The organism is Brevundimonas sp. MYb52, from assembly GCF_002979535.1.
Taxonomy (GTDB): Bacteria; Pseudomonadota; Alphaproteobacteria; order Caulobacterales; family Caulobacteraceae; genus Brevundimonas.
The window spans coordinates 338894-360867 of record NZ_PCPB01000001.1; the positions used below are offsets into that span (position 1 = coordinate 338894).

Here is a 21974-nt window from a genome sequence, read left to right on the forward strand (position 1 = left end):
CGTTCGAAGGCTGCGCCCGGGACGCCCCGGCGTTCACCCGTGGGCCATGCCGGGCAGCGGATCATGGGCGGGAGGCGCGGATGGGCCCTTTTTCCGAACGCAGGATCTGGACCGGTCCAAGCAGACCGGACGGTCGCAGCGGCGCGGCGGCGTCGTACGTCGGCGCAGTGGTGAAGGCGATTTTTTCGGCCCCGGCCTGGGCGTCGCCGATGAGTCGATTGACCCACAGATTGGCGACCCGGATTTCCAGGCTGTTTTCGCCCGCCCGCACCGCGTCCGACAGCGGGACTCGATAGGGCGGCTTCCAGACGACGCCCAGGTCGCGGCCATTGACGAGGACCTGGGCGACGTCCCCGATGGCGCCAAGGTCGAGACTGAGCGGGGAGGGCGCATCCGTCAGGTTGAATGTCGTCCTGTAGGTGGCGGTCCCGGAAAAATACCGGACGCCTGCGTCCTTCGAGGTCGAGAGGTCGGACAGCCTCTCCATGGCGAGACGATCCGGCGCGCCGCGCCCGGCCTGGAACTGGGCCTCCCACGGCCCCGCGATCGTGAGCAGCGGGGTTGTGACGGGCGCTGGGGCCGCGTCCAGGCGCCTTCGGCTGTCGCGTTCCGCAAAGACGACGAAGACGGCGTCGTCGGCCGCAAGATCGAGCCGTACGACGGTGTGTGCGCCGTCGCGTCGGAAAGGGAGCGGCTGGATTTCGCCCGTGTCCGCTCGCCAGAGGCTGGGACGCCGTCCGGTGACACGGAACCGCGCCTCGACGGATGCGGGTTCAGCGCGCCGATGGGACAGGAAATAGAGGTCGCCGTCTTCCAGGGTGCGGTGCTGATGCAGGATGGCGCCGGGCTCCGCGTCGCAGTCGAAATCCGGTGCGATGCGAAGGGCCGCCAATGCGCCTTCGATGGAGCGGCTGCGAACGACCTTGCCTCGGCCGACCGACGTCACCTCCGGATGCGCCCACAGACGGCGGGCGATGGCCTGATACCGGCCGGCGTCGTCTGCGAGGCTGGGAGAGCCTTCGGGCGGCGGCCCGATAATCACTGCGCCGGCGTCAACGAGGGTCTCCAGCGCCTCAAGCGTCGGCAAGGTCATGCTTCGTGCGCCTTCGCCGAGATAGAGGGCGCGATAGTCCGCGCCCGCGGGCGTGAAGAGTCGTCCTCGAACCACACGGAGTTCGCGGACGATCTCGCCATTGACGAAATCGAACCCGTACCGATCGGGCGCATCGGCGACGGGGCCGTCGCCGAACCGGATGACCAGAGGCGTGTCCTCCCCATGGAAATAGGCGACGTCCGACACAGGCCGTCCCTGCTGGAGCAGGAAGCTGCTGCGCGCCAGATAATCCATCCAGGGCCTGGCCATTTCGGCCCAGGTCTCATGACGGTTGAAATGCTGCCCCACGATCATGAGCGTCAGCCCCGGGGCCCGCTCCAGCGGCTGGTGAACAGAGGTGTGGATCACCGGACGGTTGACGCCCATCGCGAAAGCCAGGTCCATCACCGGCTTCAGGTCCGCCGGCGCGAAGGCCCAGGGGGCGAGCACCGAGGTGAGCGACTCGGCGGCGACCAGGGTCTTGCCATAGACCCGGGCGACCGAGGCGGCGCCCTTGAGATCAGCGAGGAAGTTGGGCTGCGGGCCGCGTTCGCGGTTGTAGACCCACAGGGCGCCCATCGGAATATCCGCGTGGCGACGCATCGCCAGATCGTCCCCCAGCGAGGGACGGCCGTTCTCCAGCGCTTCGCCGTACAGCTTCAGGCCCTTCTCATGGGCGAACCTTGAGACCTCGGCGTAGTGCTGCTCGACGAGCAGGTCGGCGATGGTGCGGCGGTAGTCGTACAGGAAGGCGTCGCTATCGGCGCGTGATCCCACGACGACCCCGGCTGCGGTCAGCATCCAGGGGCGAGGATCATATCCCCTGAGCCGACGGAAGTGGCTGGCGAACTCCGGCGTCCAGTTGGAGGCGCCGGTCTCGATGCTGTCGGTCACCAGCGTCGCCAGGCTGCGGCCGATCGCTTCCGGTCCCAGGGCGTCGGCGTAGAGGGCGACATAGTGCTCCAGATGGCGTCGCACGGCGGCGGCGTCGAGCTTGTCGGCCTCAAGACCCACGCCTTCCGCCGGCGCGGGGTTGTTGATCGCCCCGGTGAGCGACCAGCCGAACCGGATGATGCGCCACTGTCCGGGCGGCGCCGTCCAGTCGAGCCGCCCCTCGGCGTCCAGACGATCGCTGAGGTCGAGGATCGAGGCGATCGGGACGCCGGACGGCGCGTCGTCCCCCGAGGGCGATCCCAGGGCCCCATAATCCCGGGCGAGCGCATAGCCGGCCTTCGCCTCGAACTGGTGGACGCGCGCTTCCGGCGAAAGGGTGAGCTGTCTGAGCTTGATTTCCGGCTTGGGCGCGCCCCGCCCGGCGATGAGGAAGGCCCCGGCCGCGCCGGGCGCGCGGAAATGGTGGGAAGGGCGGCGGTCGCGGATCGGCGGGAAGAGCACGCGGAAATGCGCGGCGGTCACCGGCGCGAAGCTGACCGTGGAGGGGGTGAGGGACAGGACGATGTCGACGATGTCCGTCCAGACCTGGCCGTCTTCGCTCGACTGGAGTTTGGGCGTCACCCAGGAGGGCTCGTAGAGAGTGGCGGCGTCCTCGACGAAGACGGTCGCCGAGCGGACCGTCCGGGGCGTTTTGTACGCGATTAGAACGCCGTTGGGCTGATCGTCCACCAAGGTGGGAAAGACAGCACCGGCGTGGAGGTCGGCGTCCGACAGAAGGGCCGGGTCGATCGGGGTTCCGTTCATAGTCCGGACCGAGGGCGCGTCGGGGGCGGGGGAGGGGGCGTTCGCCGGACAGGCGAGGACCATGACGTCCCGATAGAGTTCCGCGTGGGTCGCCGGGCCGGCGACGCCGTCGTGACGCGCTTGCCGCGTCTGGTAGGGGCCCGTGACCTTGGGCGGCGCCGCGAGCTGAGGCCTGACGGTCCCCCCGTCGACGAAGGTTTCGCTCCAGGCGAGCTTCTTCATGGCGTCGTCAGGCGTGACCCAGGGGCCGCCTGTTTCGCTCCAGCCGGGAGACGAGGCGACGCCGAATTCGAGGCCCAGACGCTGCGACTCGCTGACAGCGTGGTGAAGACTCGTCTTCCACGCTTCGCTCATGAAGGCCTGGGGCTGATCGACGACCTTGGGAACGCCGAGGGACACGTCGAACGCCTGCAGACCCCCGACGCCGATCCGGGCCATCCATTCCAGATCTCGTGTGACGCCGACATCGGTGACGTTGCCGTTCATCCGATGCCACCAGACCCTCGGACGGGCCGCTGGCGGAGGGCTTCGAAATCCCTCCACCAGGCCGGCGACGGGGACAGGCGTCCGTCGTTCGTTCAGGACGGGGCTCGCCAGAACCGATGTCGAGGACATCAGCCATAAGGCGCTGGAGGTGATGGACCGTCGCGTGACCTGAATCATATCCGTGCTCTGCGTCGAGGCGCGAGCGAAACCCGCACGATAGGGCGGCGGCCGCGAAGCGGTCGCCGCCAGCCGGTTCAGTGAGCCGGGAGGGCCTTGATGTCGGTCGCGGCGGCCGCGATCTTCTCCTCGGTGATGAGGCCTCCCGACAGAGGAGCGAGCTGGCCCAGAGTCATGCCCTTGAACTGCTCGAACGCCGGGTGAGCCAGCACCTCCGCGAAATGCTTCTCCATGATCGGCTTGGTCTCGGGATTGGCCACCAGGGTTTCAATCGGCGAGTCGACCGTCGGACGCGCCGTTGTCGCCGCCGGTGCGGGAGCGGCGGGGGCGGGAGCAGTCTGGGCCAGGGCGGCGCCGGCGACGAGGCTCAGGGCGATGGCAGGGGTCAGAATCTTGGTGAACACGAGGCGTCCTCTGGAGTTGAAACGGGAGAGAAAAGGAATGTGACAACGTTTGCAGTAAAGGGCAAGCAAGGCCCCGCGTCAGGCCGTGATGGCGGTCCTGATCGTTTTGGACAGGTCCGCCTTGGCGTTTCGGGAGCCCTGCTGGACCATCAGGCAGGCGGAGATTTCCAGGGCCGGATCCGCCCAGGTCTCGGTGCCATAGGCGCCGCCCCAGCCGAACGCCCCTTTGGAGCGGCCATCGGCCTTGGACTCGTCCTGCACGACGCTGACCGACAGTCCAAATCCCATCCCGGCGGTGATTGGAGGGATCCATTCGGCGAACTTTTGACCGACCTGGTTGGTCGACATCACGGCGACCGTTTCGGCTTTCAGCAGCCGGCGACCATTCCAGGCCCCGCCCTGGGTCAGCATCATCTCGAATTTCAGAAAGTCGAGCGCGGTGCTGAAAAGTCCGCCCGCCCCGCTCAGATAGGTCCGGTGCTCTTCCGGGCCGAGTATGGACGGTTCCTCGACCCAACCGTCGTTCTTTCGGGCGTAGAGTTTCAACAGTCGATGACGCTTCTCGTCGGGAATGTTGAAAGCGGTGTCGCGCATGTCTAGAGGCTCGAACACCCGTTCCCGCAGGAAGACATCGGCTGTCTGACCGGAGACGATCTCGACGATCCGCAGCAGGATGTCGAACCCGGCCAAGGGCGAATAGCGCCATCGTGCGCCCGGCTGGAAGTCGAGAGCCGCGCCGCCGAGGCGCGGCGCATAGGAGGCCAGGGTGTCGCCGGGCCGGCGCTCGATCGGGGTGACGATCTGTCCGGGACCCGGGGCGAGGAAGTCGCCGTAACTCATCAGACCGGAGGTGTGGGTGAGAAGATCGCGGATTCTTATCGGCCGCGCCGCCGGGACGAAGGTCGCCTGCGCCGGGTCGGCCGATCCGGCAGGGAGGCTGACGACCCGCGTATCGACAAACTCCGGAATGAAGCGGCTGACCTCGTCGTCGAGCGACAGCCGGCCTTCCTCGAGCATCATCAGAACCGCCACAGCCGTGACCGGCTTGGTGGAGGACATCATGCGGAAGATGTCGTCCTCGCGCATGGCCGCCTGGGTCTGGACGTCGCGAACGCCCTGGGCTTCCAGCCAGATGAGGCGACCGCGGCGGGCGACCGCCGTGACCGCCCCTGTGATTTCGTTAGCGTCGATATGGCGCTGGAGGGCTGTCCTGATGTCGTTCAGCGCCGCCGAGGACATGCCGACAGCCTCCGGGGGGGATCTGCGCAGGACGGCCTCGGACGTGCGGGGTGATCCCATCGGCGCCAGAGGCGCGCAGGCGGCGGCGGCGAGGCCTGCGCCCATCGAGAGCACTGTGCGCCGAGGCATGGCGAGTCGACTATCCATCCGTCTTCATCCCTAAAGCAAAGCTATCATAGGCGCGGCGGGCCGCGCCTCGAGCTGTGTCGGCGGAGGTCATCCCAAGGAAACTGCGGGGTGTCGAATGAAATCGTTGTCATGATCGGTCTGTCGCCGTTATTGCGCGAGGCTCGCTGAGCCGAAACCGTGGAGGAAGTGATGCTGAAGATTGAGCTGGACGACGGCCTGCTCTGGATCCGTCTGAACCGACCCGACCAGCTCAACGCCTTCGACGAGGCGATGGGCGACGACCTCGAGGCGGCCTTCCGGGCGGCCGACTCGGACGATGAGGTGCGAGCGGTGCTCGTCACGGGGGAGGGGCGAGCCTTCTGCGCCGGCGCGGATCTGACGCGCCCCGGCAACGTCTTCGCCCTGGACGAAACCGCCCGGCCGGACCTGGCCTTGCTCCAGACGAAGTTCGAGGACCCCTATGTCGTCGGCTCGATACGCGACAAGGGCGGGCGCGTCGCGCTCGCGATCGACGAATGTCGCAAACCGGTCGTCGCCGCCATCAACGGCGTTGCGGTCGGCGTCGGCGCCACCATGATCCTGGCCATGGATTTCAGGCTCGCCTCCACAGAGGCCCGCTTCGGCTACGTCTTCTCCAGGCTGGGAGTCGTTCCCGAGGCGTGCTCGACGTGGTTTCTCCCCCGCATCGTGGGGCATCAGAGGGCGCTGGAGTGGTGCCTGACCGGAGAGGTCTTCGGTGCGGATGCGGCGTTGCAGGCAGGACTGGTGCGGTCGGTCCACGCGCCTGACGAACTCTTGGCCGCGGCAGAGGCCTTCGCTCGGAGCCTGTTCGCCGGAAGGTCCCCGGCGGCCGTCGCCTTGACCCGCCAGATGCTGCGGCGCAACGCCGATGGCGGCGGTCCACGCGAGGCGCATCTGATCGAATCCCTCGCCATGTTCGAAATGAGCCTGACAGACGGTCGCGAGGGCGTGGCCGCCTTCCTTGAGAAACGCACGCCCAGGTTCAGTCACAAGGCGTCGGACATCCCGGCGTCCTTGGGCGGGCTGTTTCAGCCGACACGTCTCCCGACGGGCTGAAAGGCCTGCGTCAACAGGGGCGTGGTCAGCCTGGACCCCGGCCGCCCCGGCCTGCGGCGCTCGCTCGCACAAAGGGAGTTGCAGACAACGTTTTCTATACTAGTCTTTCCTTGCTGCGGAGACAGCGAGGGCGCCTCATGGCGCACCTCCGTCAAACATTCGTCGACGAGGATCGGCATCCAGGAGAGACATCCATGAGACGATCCGCACTGAGCCGGTCGCAGCTCTGCTGTGGCGCCGCCGTCATCGCAGTTTTCGCCACGACCGCCGCTCGCGCGCAAACGGCCGCGGCGCGGATGCATGTGGATGTCCTGCTGGCCTGACCTGGAGCGGGCGGCGGACGTCTGAACACGTCCTGGCGCCGCCACTACCGGCTGGCTTCGGCTCAAGACCAACCCCCTGCAACAGGGCCTTCACAGTGCGGAGAGACAATCGATGAAGCTTCACCTGAGGTCCGGCGTCGCCCTGTCGCTCGCCGCCGTTGGCCAGCTGGCCGTCACCGGCTGCGCGCCGCTCGGCCGCGGGCCTGCGCCCACCATCCTCTCGCCAACGGCGATCGGGAGGCTGTCCGCTGCGTCGGCGCCGATCTCAGGGGATCCGGAACGCTGCGCGAACCTGTCCGGGAAAACGATCGGCGGCGCTACGGTCACCTCTGCCGCCTACATGGAGACAGGTCAGCCCATAAAGCCGTTCAACGTGCCGAGCCGGGCGACGTTCTGCCAGGTTTTGCTCACGATCGAACCCGTGGCGGGATCGTCGATCAAGATGGTGGTGTGGCTGCCCACCACTTGGAACGGGAAAATGATGGCCGAGGGCGGCGGAGGCTTCGACGGCGGCCTGCACGGCGCGATTCTCTCACTCAGCGGGCCCGCCGCCAAGGGCTATGCGGCGATCGCGACCAACGCCGGCCATGACGCCAGCGGTCGCGCAGACTGGGCGGCAGGTCAACCGGAGCGGATCGTCGACTGGGGCTATCGCGCCAATCATCTCGCTTCTGTGGTCGGCAGGGCCGTTTCGCAGGAATATTACGCCGCGCCGGTCGTCAACGCTTTCTTCCATGGGTGCTCTACCGGTGGGCGTGACGCGTTGATGATGGCGCAGCGCTATCCCGACGACTACGACGCCATCGTGGTCGGCGCTCCCGCCACGCACTACACCTCGATCATGGCGGGGTTTGCTTCCTACACGCAAACGGTCGGCGGCGCGCCGGACCTCGGCGCCAAATTCTCCGCGATCCGGGAGCGTGTCCTCGCGCGCTGCGACGAGGGCGACGGCGTCAAGGACGGGCTCGTCTCGCGTCCCGCCGAGTGCCGCTTCGACCCCGCCGAAATGGCTTGCGATGGCCAGGTCAGCGCCGAATGCCTCACGGCGGACGAGGTCGCCGCGGTCCGCACGCTTTACCGCGGCGTCTACGCCCCGGATGGCCGCCGGGTCATGGCGGGACTGACGCCTGGAGGCGAATACGAGTGGAAGGCCTGGGTGACAGCGAAGACCGCCCTGTCGGCCGGCATGGCCGCCGATTTCTATCGCAATTTCGTCTACGAGGACAAAGACTGGCCGCTTGACGGCTTCCAGATCCCTCGCGACTACACGGCAGGACAAACCCGGGTCGGCGCGGTGATCGATGCAGACGAGACGGACCTGAGGCCGTTCCTGTCGAAGGGGGGTAAGCTCCTCTTCTATCAAGGATGGGACGACGCGGCGATCCCGCCGGGCGAAACGATCGACTATTTCGGACGGGCCCAGGCGGCCTCCGGTCCGGCGGCGAGAAATGGCATGCGGCTGTTCATGCTGCCCGGCGTGGCCCACTGCAACGGCGGCAAGGGCCCGGACTCGGTCGACTACCTGGGGGCCATCGACGCCTGGCATTCCACAAACGTCGCCCCCGAACGGCTCGTCGCGTCCAAGTTCGACAACCCGGTCGCCCGTTTCACCGGTCAGCCCGCCAATGTCATTCGGACCCGACCCCTCTGCGCCTGGCCGCGCAATGCCGAGTATAAAGGCTCCGGGTCTACGGACGAGGAAGAGAACTTCGTCTGCCGCTGATCCACCTTTCATAATGTGGTTTCGACAGGGAGGCGGCGTTCACTCGAACGCCGCCGCTCGCCGTTTCGGTTGACGGCTCTGGCGGCAGCCCCGGCGGAGCTCGTTTTGAACAGTGGCCATGCCGATCATGAGGGGGCGATTTCGGCGAAGCCGCTGTTTCTCGGTCGTCGAGCGCTACGGGACTTGGGCGGAGGCGCAGATGTCCCTGTCGAGGCCTTTGAGCGACGATGTTCCCGTCAGGGTCATGGCGACGCGCATTTCCTTCTCGAACAGGTCGAGCAGGTTTTCCACGCCTGCCTGTCCGCCCGCCGCCAGGGCATAGACGAAGGCGCGGCCCAGCATCACCGCATCCGCGCCCAGGGCGATGGCGCGGACCACGTCCAGGCCGTTGCGAATACCGGAGTCGACCAGGATCTTCAGATCGCCCTTCACCGCCTCGGCGATAGCAGGCAAGGCGCGAGCCGAAGACATCACCCCGTCCAGCTGACGCCCGCCGTGGTTCGACACCACGATCCCGTCGGCGCCGAAGCTGACGGCGTCACGGGCGTCCTGGGCGTCCAGGATGCCCTTGATGATCATCGGGCCGTCCCAGAAATCGCGGATCCATTGCAGATCCTTCCACGAAATCGACGGGTCGAAGTTGGCGCCCAGCCAGCCGATGTAGTCGGCCAGGCCCGTCGGCTTGCCCAGATAGGCCGAGACATTGCCCAGATCATGCGGCGCGCCCCGCACACCCACGTCCCAGGCCCAGGCCGGATGGGTCATGGCCTGGACCATGCGGCGGATCTCGGCATTGGGACCGCTCATGCCGGAATGGGCGTCGCGATAGCGGGCGCCGGGCGTGGGCATGTCGACGGTGAAGACCAGGGTCTTCACCCCCGCCGCCTTGGCCCGCTCCAGCGCATTCCTCATGAAGCCCCGGTCGCGCAAGACATAGAGCTGGAACCACATGGGCCGGTCGATGGCCGGCGCCACCTCCTCGATCGGACAGACCGAAACGGTGGACAGGGTGAAGGGCAGGCCGCGCGAGGCCGCCGCCTTCGCCGCCTGGACCTCGCCGCGCCGGGCGTACATGCCGGTCAGGCCGACGGGCGCCAGGATGACTGGCAGGCTCAGGGTCTCGTCGAACAGCCGCGTCGTCAGGTCTATCTCGCCGACGCCGCCCAGCACCCGCTGGCGCAGGCCGATGGCCTGCCAGTCCTCGACGTTGCGGCGCAGGGTCTGCTCGGCATAGGCGCCGCCGTCGATGTAGTGGAACAGGAAGGGCGGCAACCTGCGCCGCGCGGCCTCGCGGTAATCGCCTGGCGATGAGATGATCATGCGCCGGTCCTACTGAAAGTTGGCGAAGGCGCCGCCGTCGACCAGCAGCGCCGCGCCGGACATATAGCCGGCCATGTCCGAGGCCAGGAAGGCGACGACGGAGGCGATGTCTTCCGGCCTGCCCAGACGGCCCAACGGGATACGGCCTTCCATGTATTGGCGCTTGGCCGGATCGGCCAGATCGTCCTTGTTGATGTCGGTGGCGATGGTGCCCGGCAGAACCGAGTTGCAGCGGACGCCATGCCGGCCCAGCGCCACGGCGCAGGACTGCATCAGGCTGTGCACCCCCGCCTTGGTCGGGGTGTAGTGGGTCTGCATCTCGCCGCCGACCAGGGCCGAGATCGAACTGATGGCGACGATGGCGCCGCCTCTTCCTTGAGCATCTGGGCCCTGCCTGACCATCTGGTTGGCCGCCGCCTGGGTCATGAAGTAGGCGCCGTGCAGGTTGACCTCCATCGTCCGACGCAGGGTCTCGACCGGCATGTCGAGGAAGGCGTGGAAGGGGCAGACGCCGGCGTTGGAGACGAAGGCGTCCACGCGCCCGAAGGCCTCGACGGCCGCGTGGACGAAGGCGGTCGCACTTTCCGGCAGGGCCACGTCGGCGTCGACCACAATGGCCTTGCGGCCCAGCGCTTCGATCTCGGCCACGACCTCAGCGGCGACAGCGTCGTCGCGGAAGGTGTTGATGGCGACGTTCGCGCCCTGGCGTGCGGCCTCGATCGCCGTCGCCCGTCCGATACCCCGCGATGCGCCGGTGATCAGGACGACCTTGTTTTCAAGCAGCATCTTCTGTTCGGTCCTCGATTGATGTCGGGTTCAAAGCTTGTCCCAAGGCGCGGCTGATCCTTGCGGCGCCGCTCCGAGGGCGTTCCACCGGGGCGGCGGCGGACACGCAGGCCGCCGTGATGACGCGCCCGTCCCGCCGCGTCGCGTACGGGCGGCGCCGCCCTGCGCAAGCGATGACAGGCCGGTCGCGATCGTATCCGGCAAGTCCAGGCCTCGGCACGGCCGTCTGACGGCCCGCAGACAGACCTGCGCGCGGTGAGGTGTATCGGCCGCGATCGGGCGATCTTGTCGCCCGGGGGCCGGGGAGGGGCGCTGGATTGGCGGTTTGCATCCTTGGTCGTCGTTTCGCGGTCGCATTCCTGTCTCATGACGACATCGCCCGCGCTTGACAACGTTTTCTGTGACCGGCTAGGCGTGTGGCGAAGGCCGCGATCCGCTGGGTCCTAAGCGGAAGCGCATCGAACGCGACACGCAAATCCGGGTGTCAGCGACGGCCGTCGAGGCGGGGAGATTAAGACAGATGGGGCAACTCCCTAGGATCAAGCACGTCCGCGCCTTCGTCGTGAAGAACGACGGTACGGGCGGCGGCGCCGACTATCACGACCAGGGCGATGGCCACTGGATCGACGACCACATCGCCACGCCGATGGCCAAGTACCCCGAGTACCGCCAGAGCCGCCGCAGCTTCGGCATCAATGTGCTGGGGACCCTGGTGGTCGAGATCGAGGCCGACAACGGCGTGGTCGGCTTCGCGGTGACGACCGGCGGCGAACCCGCCGCCTATATCGTCGAGAAACATCTGGCCCGCTTCCTGGAAGGGCGCGATCCGTCCGAGGTCGAGAAGATCTGGGACCAGATGTATTTCTCGACCCAGTATTACGGCCGCAAGGGTCTGGTGGTGAACGCCATCTCCGGGGTCGACCTGGCGCTGTGGGATCTGCTGGGCCGCCTGCGTCAGGAGCCGGTCTTCGCCATGCTCGGCGGACCGGTGCGCGACGAGCTGACCTTCTACGCCACCGGCGCACGGCCGGATAAGGCGAAGGAGCTGGGCTTCATCGGCGGCAAGATGCCCCTGCACCACGGCCCGGCCGAAGGTGAAGAAGGCCTACGCAAGAACCTGGCCGAGCTTGAGGCCATGCGGAACGCCTGCGGCGACGACTTCTGGCTGATGTTCGACTGCTGGATGGCGCTGGACCTGAACTACGCCACCCGCCTCGCCCACGAAGCCCACAAGCTGGGCCTCAAGTGGATCGAGGAGGCCCTCAGCCCCGACGACTACTGGGGCTACCAGGCGCTGAAGAAGAACGCGCCCAAGGGGATGCTGGTCACCACCGGCGAGCACGAGGCCACCCGCTGGGGCTTCCGCATGCTGCTGGAAATGGAATGCTGCGACATCATCCAGCCCGACGTGGGCTGGTGCGGCGGCGTGACCGAACTGATCAAGATCTCCGCCCTGGCCGACGCCAAGGGCGTGCTGATGATCCCGCACGGCTCGTCTGTCTATTCCTACCACTTCGTCGTGACGCGCCATAACAGCCCGTTCGCGGAGTTCCTGATGATGGCCCCCGGCGCCGACGAGGTGGCGCCCATGTTCCATCCACAACTGATCGGCGAGCCCGTGCCTGTGAACGGCCGGCTCAAGGTTCCCGACAGCCCCGGCTTCGGCGTCGAGCTGAACCGCGACATCGCCCTGCACCGACCTTACGCGCGCTAGGCGCCTCAACTTCTCCAGAGAGACCTGCCTCGATGAAACTGCTCCGATATGGCCCCAAGGGTCAGGAAAAGCCCGGTCTGCTCGACGCGGGCGGACAAATTCGCGACCTCTCGGGCATCGTCCCGGACCTCACTCCTGCGATCCTGAGCCAGGAGAACCTGGCGCGCCTGGCCGCGATCGATCCTGCGACCCTTCCGGTCGTGGATGGGGATCCGCGGCTGGGCGTGCCTCTTTTTGGCTCAAGGAAATTCATCGCCATCGGCCTGAACTTCGCCGACCACGCCGCCGAGTCCAACCTGCCGATTCCCGAAGAGCCCGTCGTCTTCACCAAGGCCATCTCCTGCCTGAACGGGCCGAACGACGACGTCGTCATTCCGCGCGGATCGCTGAAGACAGACTGGGAAGTCGAACTCGGCGTCGTTATCGGCAAGACCGCCTCCTATGTGACGAAGGACGAGGCGCTCGATCACGTCGCCGGCTACGTTCTGATCAACGACGTGTCCGAGCGCGCCTATCAGACCGAGCGTGGCGGGACCTGGGACAAGGGCAAGGGCTGCGACACCTTCGGCCCCGTGGGCCCCTGGCTGGTCACCTCCGATGAAGTGGGCGACGTCCAGAACCTGGACATGTGGCTCGACGTCAACGGCCAGCGCGTCCAGACCGGCAACACCCGGACCATGATCTTCGGCGTGGCCGAAATCGTCTCCTACCTGTCGGAGTTCATGACGCTGGAGCCGGGCGACCTGATCACCACAGGCACGCCGCCGGGCGTGGGTCTCGGTCAGAAACCGGAGCCCTGGTACCTCAAGGCGGGCGACACCGTCCGCCTTGGCATCGAAAAACTGGGTGAGCAGGGCCAGACCTTCGTGGCCTGGACGCGGAAGGATGCGGCATGAGCGTTTATCCTGGACGTTTCGCGGGTCGCACGGCTGTCCTGACCGGCGGGGCCTCGGGTCTGGCCAAGGCATCGGCCATTCGTATCATGGCCGAAGGCGGCCGGGTCTCCCTATGGGATATGAACCCGGAAACCCTGCAGGCGGCGGCCGAGGAAATCGGAGCCGCCCACTTCGTAGCGCTGGACGTGTCGGACCCGGAGGCTGTCGTCTCGGCCGCGCGGGCCGCGAACGAGGCCTTGGGCAAGATCGACATCCTGGTCGCCTCGGCCGGCATCACCGGCGCGACCGTGCCGGTGCACGAGTTCCCGATCGACAGCTGGAAGCGCGTCGTCGACATCAACCTGAACGGGGTCTTCTACTGCAGTCGGGCCGTGGTGCCTTACATGCTCGCCCAGGGTTATGGCCGCATCGTCAACGTGGCCTCGGTCGCGGGCAAGGAGGGCAATCCCAACGCCTCGGCCTATTCGGCGTCCAAGGCCGGCGTGATCGGCTTCACCAAGTCGCTGGGCAAGGAACTGGCCGGCAAGGGCGTCATCGCCAACAGCCTGACCCCGGCCGTCTTCGAAAGCCCGATTCTGGCCCAGATGCCTCAAAGTCAGGTCGACTTCATGAAGTCGAAGATCCCCATGGGGCGGCTGGGCGTCGTCGACGAAAGCGCCGCCATGGTCTGTTTCATGGCTTCGGAAGAGTGCAGCTTCACCACCGCCTCGACGTTCGATACGTCCGGCGGACGCACCACCTACTAGGGTCACGACAGGTGGGCGGGGACCTTCGCATCGTCGATCCGCACGTCCACCTGTGGGACCTGTCGCGCGCCCGCTACGGCTGGCTGCAGGACCATCCCCTGCCGAACAATCCGGCAGGGGACATGTCCCCGATCGCGCACCGCGACTACCTGCTGAAAGACTATCTGGCCGACACGACGAACTGGCGCGTGGACAAGATCGTCCACGTCGAGGCCGGACAGCCGATCGGCCAACAGTTGGCCGAGACCGACTGGTTGCAGGCCATGGCCGATAGCGGCGCCCAGCCTCATGCGGGTCAGCCCCAGGGCATCGTCGCCGGTGTTGACCTGCAGGATCCTGATCTCGACGCCCACCTGGAGGCGCACGCCGCCCGTCCGAACGTGCGCGGCGTGCGCCAGATCGTCTGCTGGCATGAGGATCCGCTCAAGACCTACACCGACCGCGACCGACTGCGTGATCCGGCCTGGGTGGCGGGGCTGGGCAAGCTGGCCCGGCGCCGCCTGTCGTTCGACCTGCAGCTCTATCCTTCGCAGATGGCGACGGCGGCGATTGTGGCTTCGCGCCTTCCCGACGTGCCGATGATCGTCAACCACGCCGGCCTGCCGACCGACCGGGACGAAGCGGGGATGGCGCGCTGGCGCACCGGCCTGCGCCTGCTTGCGGCCCAGCCCCAGGTCTCGATCAAGATTTCCGGCCTCGGCATCACCGACCGCGCCTGGACGCCGGATAGCCTTCGCCCGATCGTGCTGGAGTGCATCGACGCGTTCGGGATCGACCGCGCCATGTTCGCCTCCGACTTCCCGGTCGAGCGTGTGCACGGAACCTTCGACGCCTTCTACTCCGCCTTCGACGCGATCACCGCCGACTTCTCGGCCGATGAGCGCGACCGTCTGTTCGCCGCCAACGCCGAGGCGATCTACCGCATCTGACCCCATCATTCGCCGAGCCCGCATCAAGACGGCGCCGGCCTCGAGGAAGCCCAAGAGGACGCCATGAGTATCGAAACCGACGCCGCCCACACGCCCGGAGGCCTCGCCATGCCCGCAGGAAACCTGCGCGGCCCTCTGGCCTTCGCCATCGGCTGCTTCCTGATCTGGGGTCTGGCCTATGGTCTGCTGGACGTGCTGAACAAGCATTTCCAGGAGACCCTGAGCATCAGCCAGGCCGACAGCTCCTGGCTGCAGATCGCCTATTTCGGCGCCTATCTGCTGCTCAGCCTGCCCGCCGGCATGTTGCTGAATGCGCGCGGCTACAAGTTCGGCATCGTCTCGGGCCTGGCCCTGACGGCGTTCGGCGCCCTGTTGTTCATTCCGGCGGCTGACGCCGGCAGCTTCCTGCCCTTCGTCGGCTCCATGTTCGTGCTGGCGGCGGGCCTCTGCGTGCTGGAGACCTCGGCGGACACCTATGTCAACGTCCTGGGCGATCCGGCCAAGGCCTCGCAGCGCCTGAACCTGGCCCAGTCGTTCAACGCCCTGGGCGTCTTCATCGGCCCGATGATCGGCGGCGCGGTCTTCTTCAGCCCCTCGACCACCGAAGCCCTGGGCGGCGCCACGCGCTCGATCCAGATCGTCTATGGCCTGATCGCCGTCGCGGTCCTGATCTTCGCCGCCGTCGTCTGGCGCGCCCGCCTGCCGGAAACCGGCCTGTCCGACCACGGCGACGCCGTCGCCGGCGACGCCCCGGCCAAGCCCCTGTCGCAACAGCCCCACTTCATCGCGGGCGTGGTGACACAGGCCCTCTATATCGGCGCCCAGGTCGGCATCGGCGCCTACTTCATCAATCTGGTGACCCACAACTGGGCGGGCCTCAGCTCGCAGCAGGGCGCCTTCATGCTGTCGCTGGCGGCCATCGGCTATCTGGTCGGACGCTTCGCCGCCACGGGCCTGCTGCTCAAGGTCAAGCCGCGCGTCCTGCTGACCACCTATGGCGTCATCAACGTCGCGCTGACCCTGGTGGTCGCGGCCGGCATCGACAAGGTGTCGCCCATCGCCCTGATCGCCGTCTTCTTCTTCATGTCGACCATGTTCGCCACCATCTTCGCCCTGGGTACCACCGGCCTGGGCGCCGGAACCAAGAAGGCGTCGTCCCTCATGGTCATGGCCATCGGCGGCGGCGTCCTGCTGCCCTGGCCCATGGGCAAGCTGGCCGACCTCTACGGCGCCAACGTCGCCTTCCTGCTGCCCGCCGCCTGCTTCGCCGTGGTCGCCTGGTACGGCTGGAAGGGCGCCGGCCTCACCCACACCGGGCTGGCGAGGGGCTAGCCCCGCCGCGCCTAAGCGACCCTCAGTCACACACGGATCCCCGCCATGCCCGCATCATCGTCCCGTCCGTCACAGGGCCACAGGATGGCCTTTGGCTATGTCACCACCCTGTTCTTCGCCTGGGGGTTCGCCACCTCCCTGATCGACCCGCTGATCGCGGCGGTCAGGCGGGTCTTCGATCTCAGCTACACGGAGGCGTTCCTGACGACGTCCGCCTGGTTCATCGCCTATGGCGTCGCATCCTTCCCGGCGGCAGGTCTTGTCGCCCGTCTAGGCTACAGCCGTGCGATCCTCCTGGCTTTGGCGACCATGGTGACGGGCTGTCTCATCGTTCCCGCCGCGACCGCGCTGGATTGGTACCCGGGCATACTGATCGCCCTTTTCGTGATCGCTTCGGGCGTGACGCTGCTGCAGGTGGCGGCCAACCCCCTGGTGGTCGCCCTCGGCTCCAGGGCGAGTTCTCACTTCCGGCTCAACTTCTCCCAGGCGTTCAACGCCCTGGGGACGACGCTGGGGCCTTGGCTGGGATCGCATCTTCTTCTGACCGGCGGCGTTTTCGCCGCAGGAGCCACCGTCACCGTCGCCACGCGGATGGAGTCCCTGCGCGCCATCGATCTCGCATTCCTGGGTCTCGGCGGGGTCTTCGCCCTCGTGGCCGTCGGCCTCTTTTCCGCGCGTCGGACGATCGACGCGGCCGTTCCCCGGCAGGTCGAAGCGGTTCGGGCGCCCATCTGGTCCGCGTTCCGATCGCCCTGGGCGGTGTTCGGCGCCGTCGCCATCTTCTTCTACGTCGGAGCGGAGGTTGCGATCGGGTCCACCCTGACCAACTTCCTGGCCAGCCCGGAAACTCTGGACATCCCGCTGGAGCAGGCGGGCAAGATGGTGGCCCTCTATTGGGGCGGGGCCATGGTCGGGCGGTTTATCGGCAGCGCCATTCTGACGAAGACCCCGGCCGCTCTGGTGCTTGCCGTCTGCACGGTGCTGGCGGCCGGCCTGTGTCTTGTCGTGACCCAGACGTCGGGCGCGACGGCCGGCTATGCGGCGCTCGCGATCGGCCTGTTCAACTCGATCATGTTCCCCACGATCTTCACCCTCACCCTGGAACGCGCCCGCGCGCCGGCTGCGGCCACCTCCGGACTGTTGGTTTTCGGCATTATCGGCGGCGCCATGCTTCCGCTGCTGGCCGGCGCGGTCGCGGACGCGACGGCCGGCAACCTGAACCTGGCCTTCTTCGTCCCGCTGGCGGGCTATGCGATCCTGGCGATATTCGCGATCGCCGCCTTTCGGACGCCGCCGACCGAGGGCGTCGATGCCGTGATCGCGGGGCACTAGGCCGACCGCCCCGACGCCCCATCACGGCGCATCGGGCCCGCGCGACCACCCCGCGTGGAGGCGTCCCCGTGCTCGTTCTCGGCCCTGCCCGAGGGCGGCGGCGCGCCGTGACTGGAGGGGCGGCCGGACGGATTCATCGCGCGGACGCCCGCGGGGAGCCCTTCGCCCACGAAGCGTTGAAATCGTTGTCAGGACATGGTTCGATGCCAATCGCGTGACTTGGGGCCAATCGACGGTCGGTCGCCAGAACACCCGATGCCTGTGCCGCACTTCCGAAGGACTCATCATGATTGACCGTAGAAGCCTCCTTGCTGCAGGCGCCCTGATCCCGACTCTGGGCGGCGCCGGCGCCGCCTTCTCGGCAGGGCGCCAGTCGGGAGCCTTTCCCGATCGCTTCCTGTGGGGGGCGGCGACGGCGGCCTACCAGGTCGAGGGCAATAACGTGAACTCGGACACCTGGGTCTCGGAGAACGTCAAGCCGTCGATCTACCGGGAACGCTCCGGAGACGCCAACAACAGTTTCGAGCTCTGGGCTGAAGACCTCGACATCGTGAAGGCGATGGGTCTGAACACCTACCGGTTCAGTCTGGAGTGGGGCCGGATCGAACCCGATCCCGGTCAGTTTTCGGTCGCCATGCTCGATCACTACAAGCGTATCGTCGAGGGTTGCCGTGAGCGCGGCCTGACCCCGATGGTGACCTTCAACCACTTCACGACCCCGAGGTGGTTCGCCGGCATGGGCGCCTGGACCAATCCGGACTCCGTCGGCCGGTTTGCGACATTCTGCGACCGGGCGGCGCGACATCTGGCGGCGGACATCGGATACGCCACGACCCTCAACGAGCCCAATCTGATCCGTGTCCTGCAGAACGCCGTTCCCGCGGCCCAGCTCGAACAGGTCACAGGCTATATCAAGCTGATGAACGCCGCCGCCGCACGGGCGATCGGCAGTGACCAGTTCGTCGCCGGCAACACGATCGCCGTCGACGACGTGGAGGCGATGACCACCAACATGATCGCTGCGCACCAGCAGGGCAGGGCGGCCATCAAGGCTGTCCGATCCGATCTTCCCGTCGGCCTGAGCCTGGCCATCGTCGATGATCAGCCTGCCGGACCTGGCAGCATCTATATGGCCAAGCGCGAGGAGCAGAGCGGTCGGTGGCTCGAAGCGGTCAAAGGCGATGATTTTCTCGGCGTGCAAAACTACGAGCAGGCGAGGTGGGACGCCTCGGGCAAGGTCGAGCTTCAGGGCGAGGGCGACCGGAACGCCAGCAACCTCCTGATCGTACCGGAGTCCGTGGCCAATGTCGTGCGTTACGCCCACGAGAAGACCGGTCTTCCGATCATGGTGACCGAGCACGGCTTCAACACCCATGAGGATGCGGTGAGGGCTCGCAATATTCCGCTGGCTCTGGCCGAGCTCAGGAAGACTTTGGACGAGGGCGTTCCCCTGATCGGCTACGTCCACTGGACCCTGCTCGACAATTTCGAGTGGATCTACGGCTACACCCACCAGTATGGCCTGGTGGCGGTCGATCGGGAGACCTTCGTTCGAACACCCAAGCCGAGTGCGAGCGTCTTCGGCGCAATCGCACGCAGAAACGCCGTTTGAAACGGACGGTCGCCTAGCAAGATCGCGGGGGTCGGTGGCGATCTGTCGACACAGGAACAACCGCAAGCGACCGACAGTCCCGTGCAAGGAGACCCTGGCGGTCCTGAAGGCGTCGCGGCCCTCAAGGATCAGCGGACGCCAGGTCGTTAACAAGCCAGATCCCTTTGGAGACGACGTGATTAATCTTGATCGACGCGCCCTGTTGGCGGGCCTGGGGGCGGCAGCCCTGTCTCAACCCGCATGGGCGACCCCGCGTCCGGGCCTCGCTGTGCCGGGCGTTCCTGCCGCACCCGCCGAGCATGTCGGCATGTCGGCCGCTCGGCTGAAGGCCATTGACGCCATGATGAACGACTTCATCGCGCGAAAGAAAATCCCGGGGGCGGTCACCGCCATTGCTCGTCACAACCGGCTGGTGCAGTTCCAGGCCTACGGCCAGTCGGATCCCTCGGCGGGCGTCGCCATGCGACTGGATTCGACGTTTCCGATGATGTCGTCCACCAAGCCGGTCACCGCCGTGGCCTTGCTCCAGCAGATCGATGCGGGACGCGTCCGGTTGGACGATCCCATCTCGAAGTTCATCCCGGAATTGAAAACCTTCCGGGGGGTGGTCAAGGCAGGCGTCGCGCCCCCGGCCTGGGGCTCGGACTATACCGACGATCAGCTCGAACCGCAGATGCGCGAGATCACCATCAAGGACCTCGCTACCCACACCTCCGGCCTTAACGCCTTCCCGCGCCGTGAACCCGGAGAGACGCTTGGCGAGGCGGTCCCCAGGTTTTCAGATTTGGTGCTGGCTTTCCAACCAGGGTCCCGGTGGGGATATTCCCCGCTCACCGGCGCGGACGTGCTGGCCCGCGTGGTCGAGATCACCTCAGGCCAGTCCTATGATCTCTACCTGCAGGACCACATCTTCGATCCTGTCGGCATGACCGACACCACCTATGTTCCCATGGACGAGCAGCGGTCTCGCCAGGCGAAGCTGTTCAAGCCGGGTGGCGAAGGATGGGTCCCGATGGGGTTCGCGGGATTCAACGGAGAGCCTTCGCCGTACAAGCCTGGAGGCTTCGGTCTCATCAGCACGGCCCGGGACTATCTGCTCTTTCAGACCATGCTGCTCAACGAGGGCGCGATCCACGGGCGGCGCATCCTGAGCCGTGAGGCCGTCGCGCTGATGCACTCGAACCTGATCGGTAACCTCTATTCCGGTTTCGACGGCGACGAACAGGGGCTGGGTTTCGGCGTCCTGGTGCAAATCGTGCTGGACTCCGCCAAGGCGGTCAAACTGCCTCGGGCCAACGGAGCCTATGGTTGGCAGGGCGCCTTCGGAACCATGACCTGGACCGACCCGGCGCTGGATGTTGCGGCGACGCTCATGATGAGTTTTCCCGATGCGGACGTTCAACGCGAGTTCCAGCTCGCCGTCCGCAGCGCTGTTGTCGATTGAAGCCGCTGCTGATCAGCAGGGATCAAAGGCGATCGGGGCCAGCCCGTGCTCAGGCCAGGGCCGGGCGCGCCTAATGGTCAGCGATAATGGCGTAGACGCCCCTGCGCGCCGGACATTCCCGCCAATCCGGCGCTCCGCTCAAGGATGATGTGATGTTGAAACCCCTGATTGCGACCCTGGCGTCCTTTGTCTTGCTGGGTTGCGCTGCGTCGCGGCCCGCCCCGGCTTATGAGACCAAGGGGCCGATAGAAGCGAAATACCAGGCCGAGGGCCCCTGGACCGTGGTTCACGCCGTGTCGGACGCGCCTTGTGACCGGGAAAACAATCTGTGTGACCTCTGGTACCCCGCTGAACTTGGAAGAAACCCCATCACCGGCCTCCAGAGCGGGTTCCGCCACCCCGCGATCAGCTGGGCCAACGGATCCGGGCAGCAGCCGGAAGTCTACGCCTCCTATCTGAAGCATCTCGCGTCATGGGGTTTTGTCATCATCGCCGCGCGCGACAGCAGCACGAAAGACGGCGCCACGACAGCGGACGCCGCCCGCTATCTGATCGCCCAGTCCCAAACCCCTTCCAGCGTCTTCCACGACAGGATCGATTCCTCGCGCTTTGCCGCTGTCGGCCATTCCCAGGGTGGATCCGCGATCACCAGCCTCCATGTGCACCGTAGCCCCCTGTTCACAACCTACATGGGGTTCCACACGGCGCCCGGCTGGTTCGCCAACTGGTGTTGCGACGTTCACCCGAACGCCTACGCCGGAACGACGGTGACCGCGCCCATCTTCCAGTGGACCAGTGTCCCGGATTCCGGCAAGCCCGACTGGTACGACCCGGTGCCGGACTCGGCGCCCAAGGCCTTTGCCTTGCTCACCCATGCCCGACACGCCGACATTGCGGGCGTCCCTGAATGCCGGGACCAACCCTGCGCCCAGGGAATCTATCCCTATCTCGGCTATTCGACGGCGTGGCTGATGTGGCAGATGCAGGGCGCTGAGGACGGCCATGCGGCCTTTAGGCCCTCTGGCGAGTTCTTCCTTCCCGACAGCAACTGGTCGATGAGCCTGTCGAACATCCCATGAGGGGTTCGGTGGGCAGCCCGGGGTCGTGCGGAGACTAGGCCGACGGCGCCTTTACCGTCGGGTCCGCAAGCCCTTCCGCGCCCTGCGTCTGGATCGTCACAACGCCCCTCTCCGCGACGAGCGCGTCGCCGAGAGGGGCGTGGTGGACCACGCCACGACCTATCTCGCGACCGTGATCGACTTCAATCTGGCGCTTGCCGCGGATCTCAAATCCTCGCAACGGGGCGGCAGACAAGGGTTTCAATACTGGAGGGCTGTGGGAGGTTCAGGCGCTGGCCTGACGGCTTCATCGAGCCGGATCTGGAAACGGGCCGCTGGTTGCGAACCCTATCCCCCTCGGGGGGAGGCGGCCCTGCAATCCGAGAACGGCATGCCGGGGATCGGCCCTTATCCCTGGCCTGTTCTCGCGAGACGCCCGCTCGAAGGCCTTCACCC

17 protein-coding genes are annotated in these 21974 nt (G+C 66.7%); 12 read left to right on the top strand and 5 right to left on the bottom strand.

Annotated elements, in window-relative coordinates; translation table 11 throughout:
- Positions 1 to 61: 61 nt before the first annotated feature.
- The 3 genes from CQ039_RS01635 to CQ039_RS01645 all read right to left on the bottom strand — a co-directional run bounded on the left by CQ039_RS01635 (position 62) and on the right by CQ039_RS01645 (position 5244).
- Positions 62 to 3454, bottom strand: coding sequence for a glycosyl hydrolase (locus CQ039_RS01635; RefSeq protein WP_105562140.1), 3393 nt, complete (start codon positions 3452 to 3454; stop codon positions 62 to 64).
- A gap of 77 nt (positions 3455 to 3531) precedes the next feature.
- Positions 3532 to 3858, bottom strand: a complete 327-nt coding sequence (locus CQ039_RS01640) for a hypothetical protein (protein WP_105562141.1) — start codon at positions 3856 to 3858, stop codon at positions 3532 to 3534.
- Positions 3859 to 3936: 78 nt separating this feature from the next.
- The gene (locus tag CQ039_RS01645; RefSeq protein WP_105562142.1) at positions 3937 to 5244 is read right to left on the bottom strand and encodes a serine hydrolase; all 1308 of its coding nucleotides are present in this window, start codon (positions 5242 to 5244) and stop codon (positions 3937 to 3939) included.
- 159 nt (positions 5245 to 5403) lie between these two features.
- Between CQ039_RS01645 and CQ039_RS01650 the strand changes: the two genes are divergently transcribed.
- The 3 genes from CQ039_RS01650 (at position 5404) to CQ039_RS01655 (ending at position 8349) form a co-directional block, all read left to right on the top strand.
- The gene (locus CQ039_RS01650) at positions 5404 to 6303 is read left to right on the top strand and encodes an enoyl-CoA hydratase-related protein (protein ID WP_233190105.1); all 900 of its coding nucleotides are present in this window, start codon (positions 5404 to 5406) and stop codon (positions 6301 to 6303) included.
- Between the two features lie 194 nt (positions 6304 to 6497).
- Positions 6498 to 6626, top strand: coding sequence for a hypothetical protein (locus tag CQ039_RS16880; protein WP_255413081.1), 129 nt, complete (start codon positions 6498 to 6500; stop codon positions 6624 to 6626).
- Between the two features lie 112 nt (positions 6627 to 6738).
- On the top strand, positions 6739 to 8349 hold the full coding sequence (locus CQ039_RS01655; protein WP_105562144.1) for a tannase/feruloyl esterase family alpha/beta hydrolase: 1611 nt from the start codon (positions 6739 to 6741) through the stop codon (positions 8347 to 8349).
- 174 nt (positions 8350 to 8523) lie between these two features.
- On the opposite strand, the gene lldD is transcribed toward CQ039_RS01655, so the two are convergent.
- Entirely contained in the window at positions 8524 to 9669 is a 1146-nt protein-coding gene (gene lldD / locus CQ039_RS01660) for an FMN-dependent L-lactate dehydrogenase LldD (RefSeq protein WP_105562145.1), read from the bottom strand.
- A gap of 9 nt (positions 9670 to 9678) precedes the next feature.
- Complete coding sequence (locus CQ039_RS01665; RefSeq protein WP_105562146.1) at positions 9679 to 10455, bottom strand: SDR family NAD(P)-dependent oxidoreductase; 777 nt, start codon at positions 10453 to 10455, stop codon at positions 9679 to 9681.
- A gap of 520 nt (positions 10456 to 10975) precedes the next feature.
- Here CQ039_RS01665 and rhmD point away from each other — a divergent pair.
- The 9 genes from rhmD to CQ039_RS01710 all read left to right on the top strand — a co-directional run bounded on the left by rhmD (position 10976) and on the right by CQ039_RS01710 (position 21539).
- Entirely contained in the window at positions 10976 to 12169 is a 1194-nt protein-coding gene (rhmD, locus tag CQ039_RS01670; protein WP_105562147.1) for an L-rhamnonate dehydratase, read from the top strand.
- 32 nt (positions 12170 to 12201) lie between these two features.
- Positions 12202 to 13065 carry a fumarylacetoacetate hydrolase family protein gene (locus CQ039_RS01675; protein WP_105562148.1) on the top strand — a complete coding sequence of 288 codons (864 nt, stop codon included), beginning with the start codon at positions 12202 to 12204 and terminating at the stop codon, positions 13063 to 13065.
- Positions 13062 to 13811: an SDR family NAD(P)-dependent oxidoreductase gene (locus CQ039_RS01680; RefSeq protein ID WP_105562149.1), complete on the top strand. Its 750-nt coding sequence runs from the start codon at positions 13062 to 13064 to the stop codon at positions 13809 to 13811. The genes CQ039_RS01675 and CQ039_RS01680 overlap by 4 nt, the downstream gene beginning before the upstream one ends.
- Positions 13812 to 13822: 11 nt before the next feature.
- On the top strand, positions 13823 to 14740 hold the full coding sequence (locus CQ039_RS01685) for an amidohydrolase (RefSeq protein WP_105562150.1): 918 nt from the start codon (positions 13823 to 13825) through the stop codon (positions 14738 to 14740).
- Positions 14741 to 14803: 63 nt separating this feature from the next.
- Positions 14804 to 16072: a sugar MFS transporter gene (locus CQ039_RS01690; protein ID WP_105562151.1), complete on the top strand. Its 1269-nt coding sequence runs from the start codon at positions 14804 to 14806 to the stop codon at positions 16070 to 16072.
- An 84-nt stretch (positions 16073 to 16156) separates the two neighbouring features.
- Entirely contained in the window at positions 16157 to 17404 is a 1248-nt protein-coding gene (locus CQ039_RS01695) for a sugar MFS transporter (protein WP_233190106.1), read from the top strand.
- A gap of 286 nt (positions 17405 to 17690) precedes the next feature.
- Positions 17691 to 19016: a family 1 glycosylhydrolase gene (locus tag CQ039_RS01700; RefSeq protein ID WP_105562153.1), complete on the top strand. Its 1326-nt coding sequence runs from the start codon at positions 17691 to 17693 to the stop codon at positions 19014 to 19016.
- 175 nt (positions 19017 to 19191) lie between these two features.
- Positions 19192 to 20460: a serine hydrolase gene (locus tag CQ039_RS01705; protein ID WP_158255971.1), complete on the top strand. Its 1269-nt coding sequence runs from the start codon at positions 19192 to 19194 to the stop codon at positions 20458 to 20460.
- A 152-nt stretch (positions 20461 to 20612) separates the two neighbouring features.
- Positions 20613 to 21539, top strand: coding sequence for a hypothetical protein (locus CQ039_RS01710; RefSeq protein ID WP_105562155.1), 927 nt, complete (start codon positions 20613 to 20615; stop codon positions 21537 to 21539).
- Positions 21540 to 21974 lie beyond the last annotated feature (435 nt).

Coding starts and splice junctions, on each gene's coding strand:
- CQ039_RS01655 (WP_105562144.1), top strand. CDS start 6,739: ATGAAGCTTCACCTGAGGTCCGGCGTCGCCCTGTCGCTCGCCGCCGTT.
- lldD (WP_105562145.1), bottom strand. CDS start 9,669: ATGATCATCTCATCGCCAGGCGATTACCGCGAGGCCGCGCGGCGCAGG.
- rhmD (WP_105562147.1), top strand. CDS start 10,976: ATGGGGCAACTCCCTAGGATCAAGCACGTCCGCGCCTTCGTCGTGAAG.
- CQ039_RS01635 (WP_105562140.1), bottom strand. CDS start 3,454: ATGATTCAGGTCACGCGACGGTCCATCACCTCCAGCGCCTTATGGCTG.
- CQ039_RS01680 (WP_105562149.1), top strand. CDS start 13,062: ATGAGCGTTTATCCTGGACGTTTCGCGGGTCGCACGGCTGTCCTGACC.
- CQ039_RS01675 (WP_105562148.1), top strand. CDS start 12,202: ATGAAACTGCTCCGATATGGCCCCAAGGGTCAGGAAAAGCCCGGTCTG.
- CQ039_RS01690 (WP_105562151.1), top strand. CDS start 14,804: ATGAGTATCGAAACCGACGCCGCCCACACGCCCGGAGGCCTCGCCATG.
- CQ039_RS01695 (WP_233190106.1), top strand. CDS start 16,157: ATGGCCTTTGGCTATGTCACCACCCTGTTCTTCGCCTGGGGGTTCGCC.
- CQ039_RS01665 (WP_105562146.1), bottom strand. CDS start 10,455: ATGCTGCTTGAAAACAAGGTCGTCCTGATCACCGGCGCATCGCGGGGT.
- CQ039_RS16880 (WP_255413081.1), top strand. CDS start 6,498: ATGAGACGATCCGCACTGAGCCGGTCGCAGCTCTGCTGTGGCGCCGCC.
- CQ039_RS01710 (WP_105562155.1), top strand. CDS start 20,613: ATGTTGAAACCCCTGATTGCGACCCTGGCGTCCTTTGTCTTGCTGGGT.
- CQ039_RS01645 (WP_105562142.1), bottom strand. CDS start 5,244: ATGGATAGTCGACTCGCCATGCCTCGGCGCACAGTGCTCTCGATGGGC.
- CQ039_RS01700 (WP_105562153.1), top strand. CDS start 17,691: ATGATTGACCGTAGAAGCCTCCTTGCTGCAGGCGCCCTGATCCCGACT.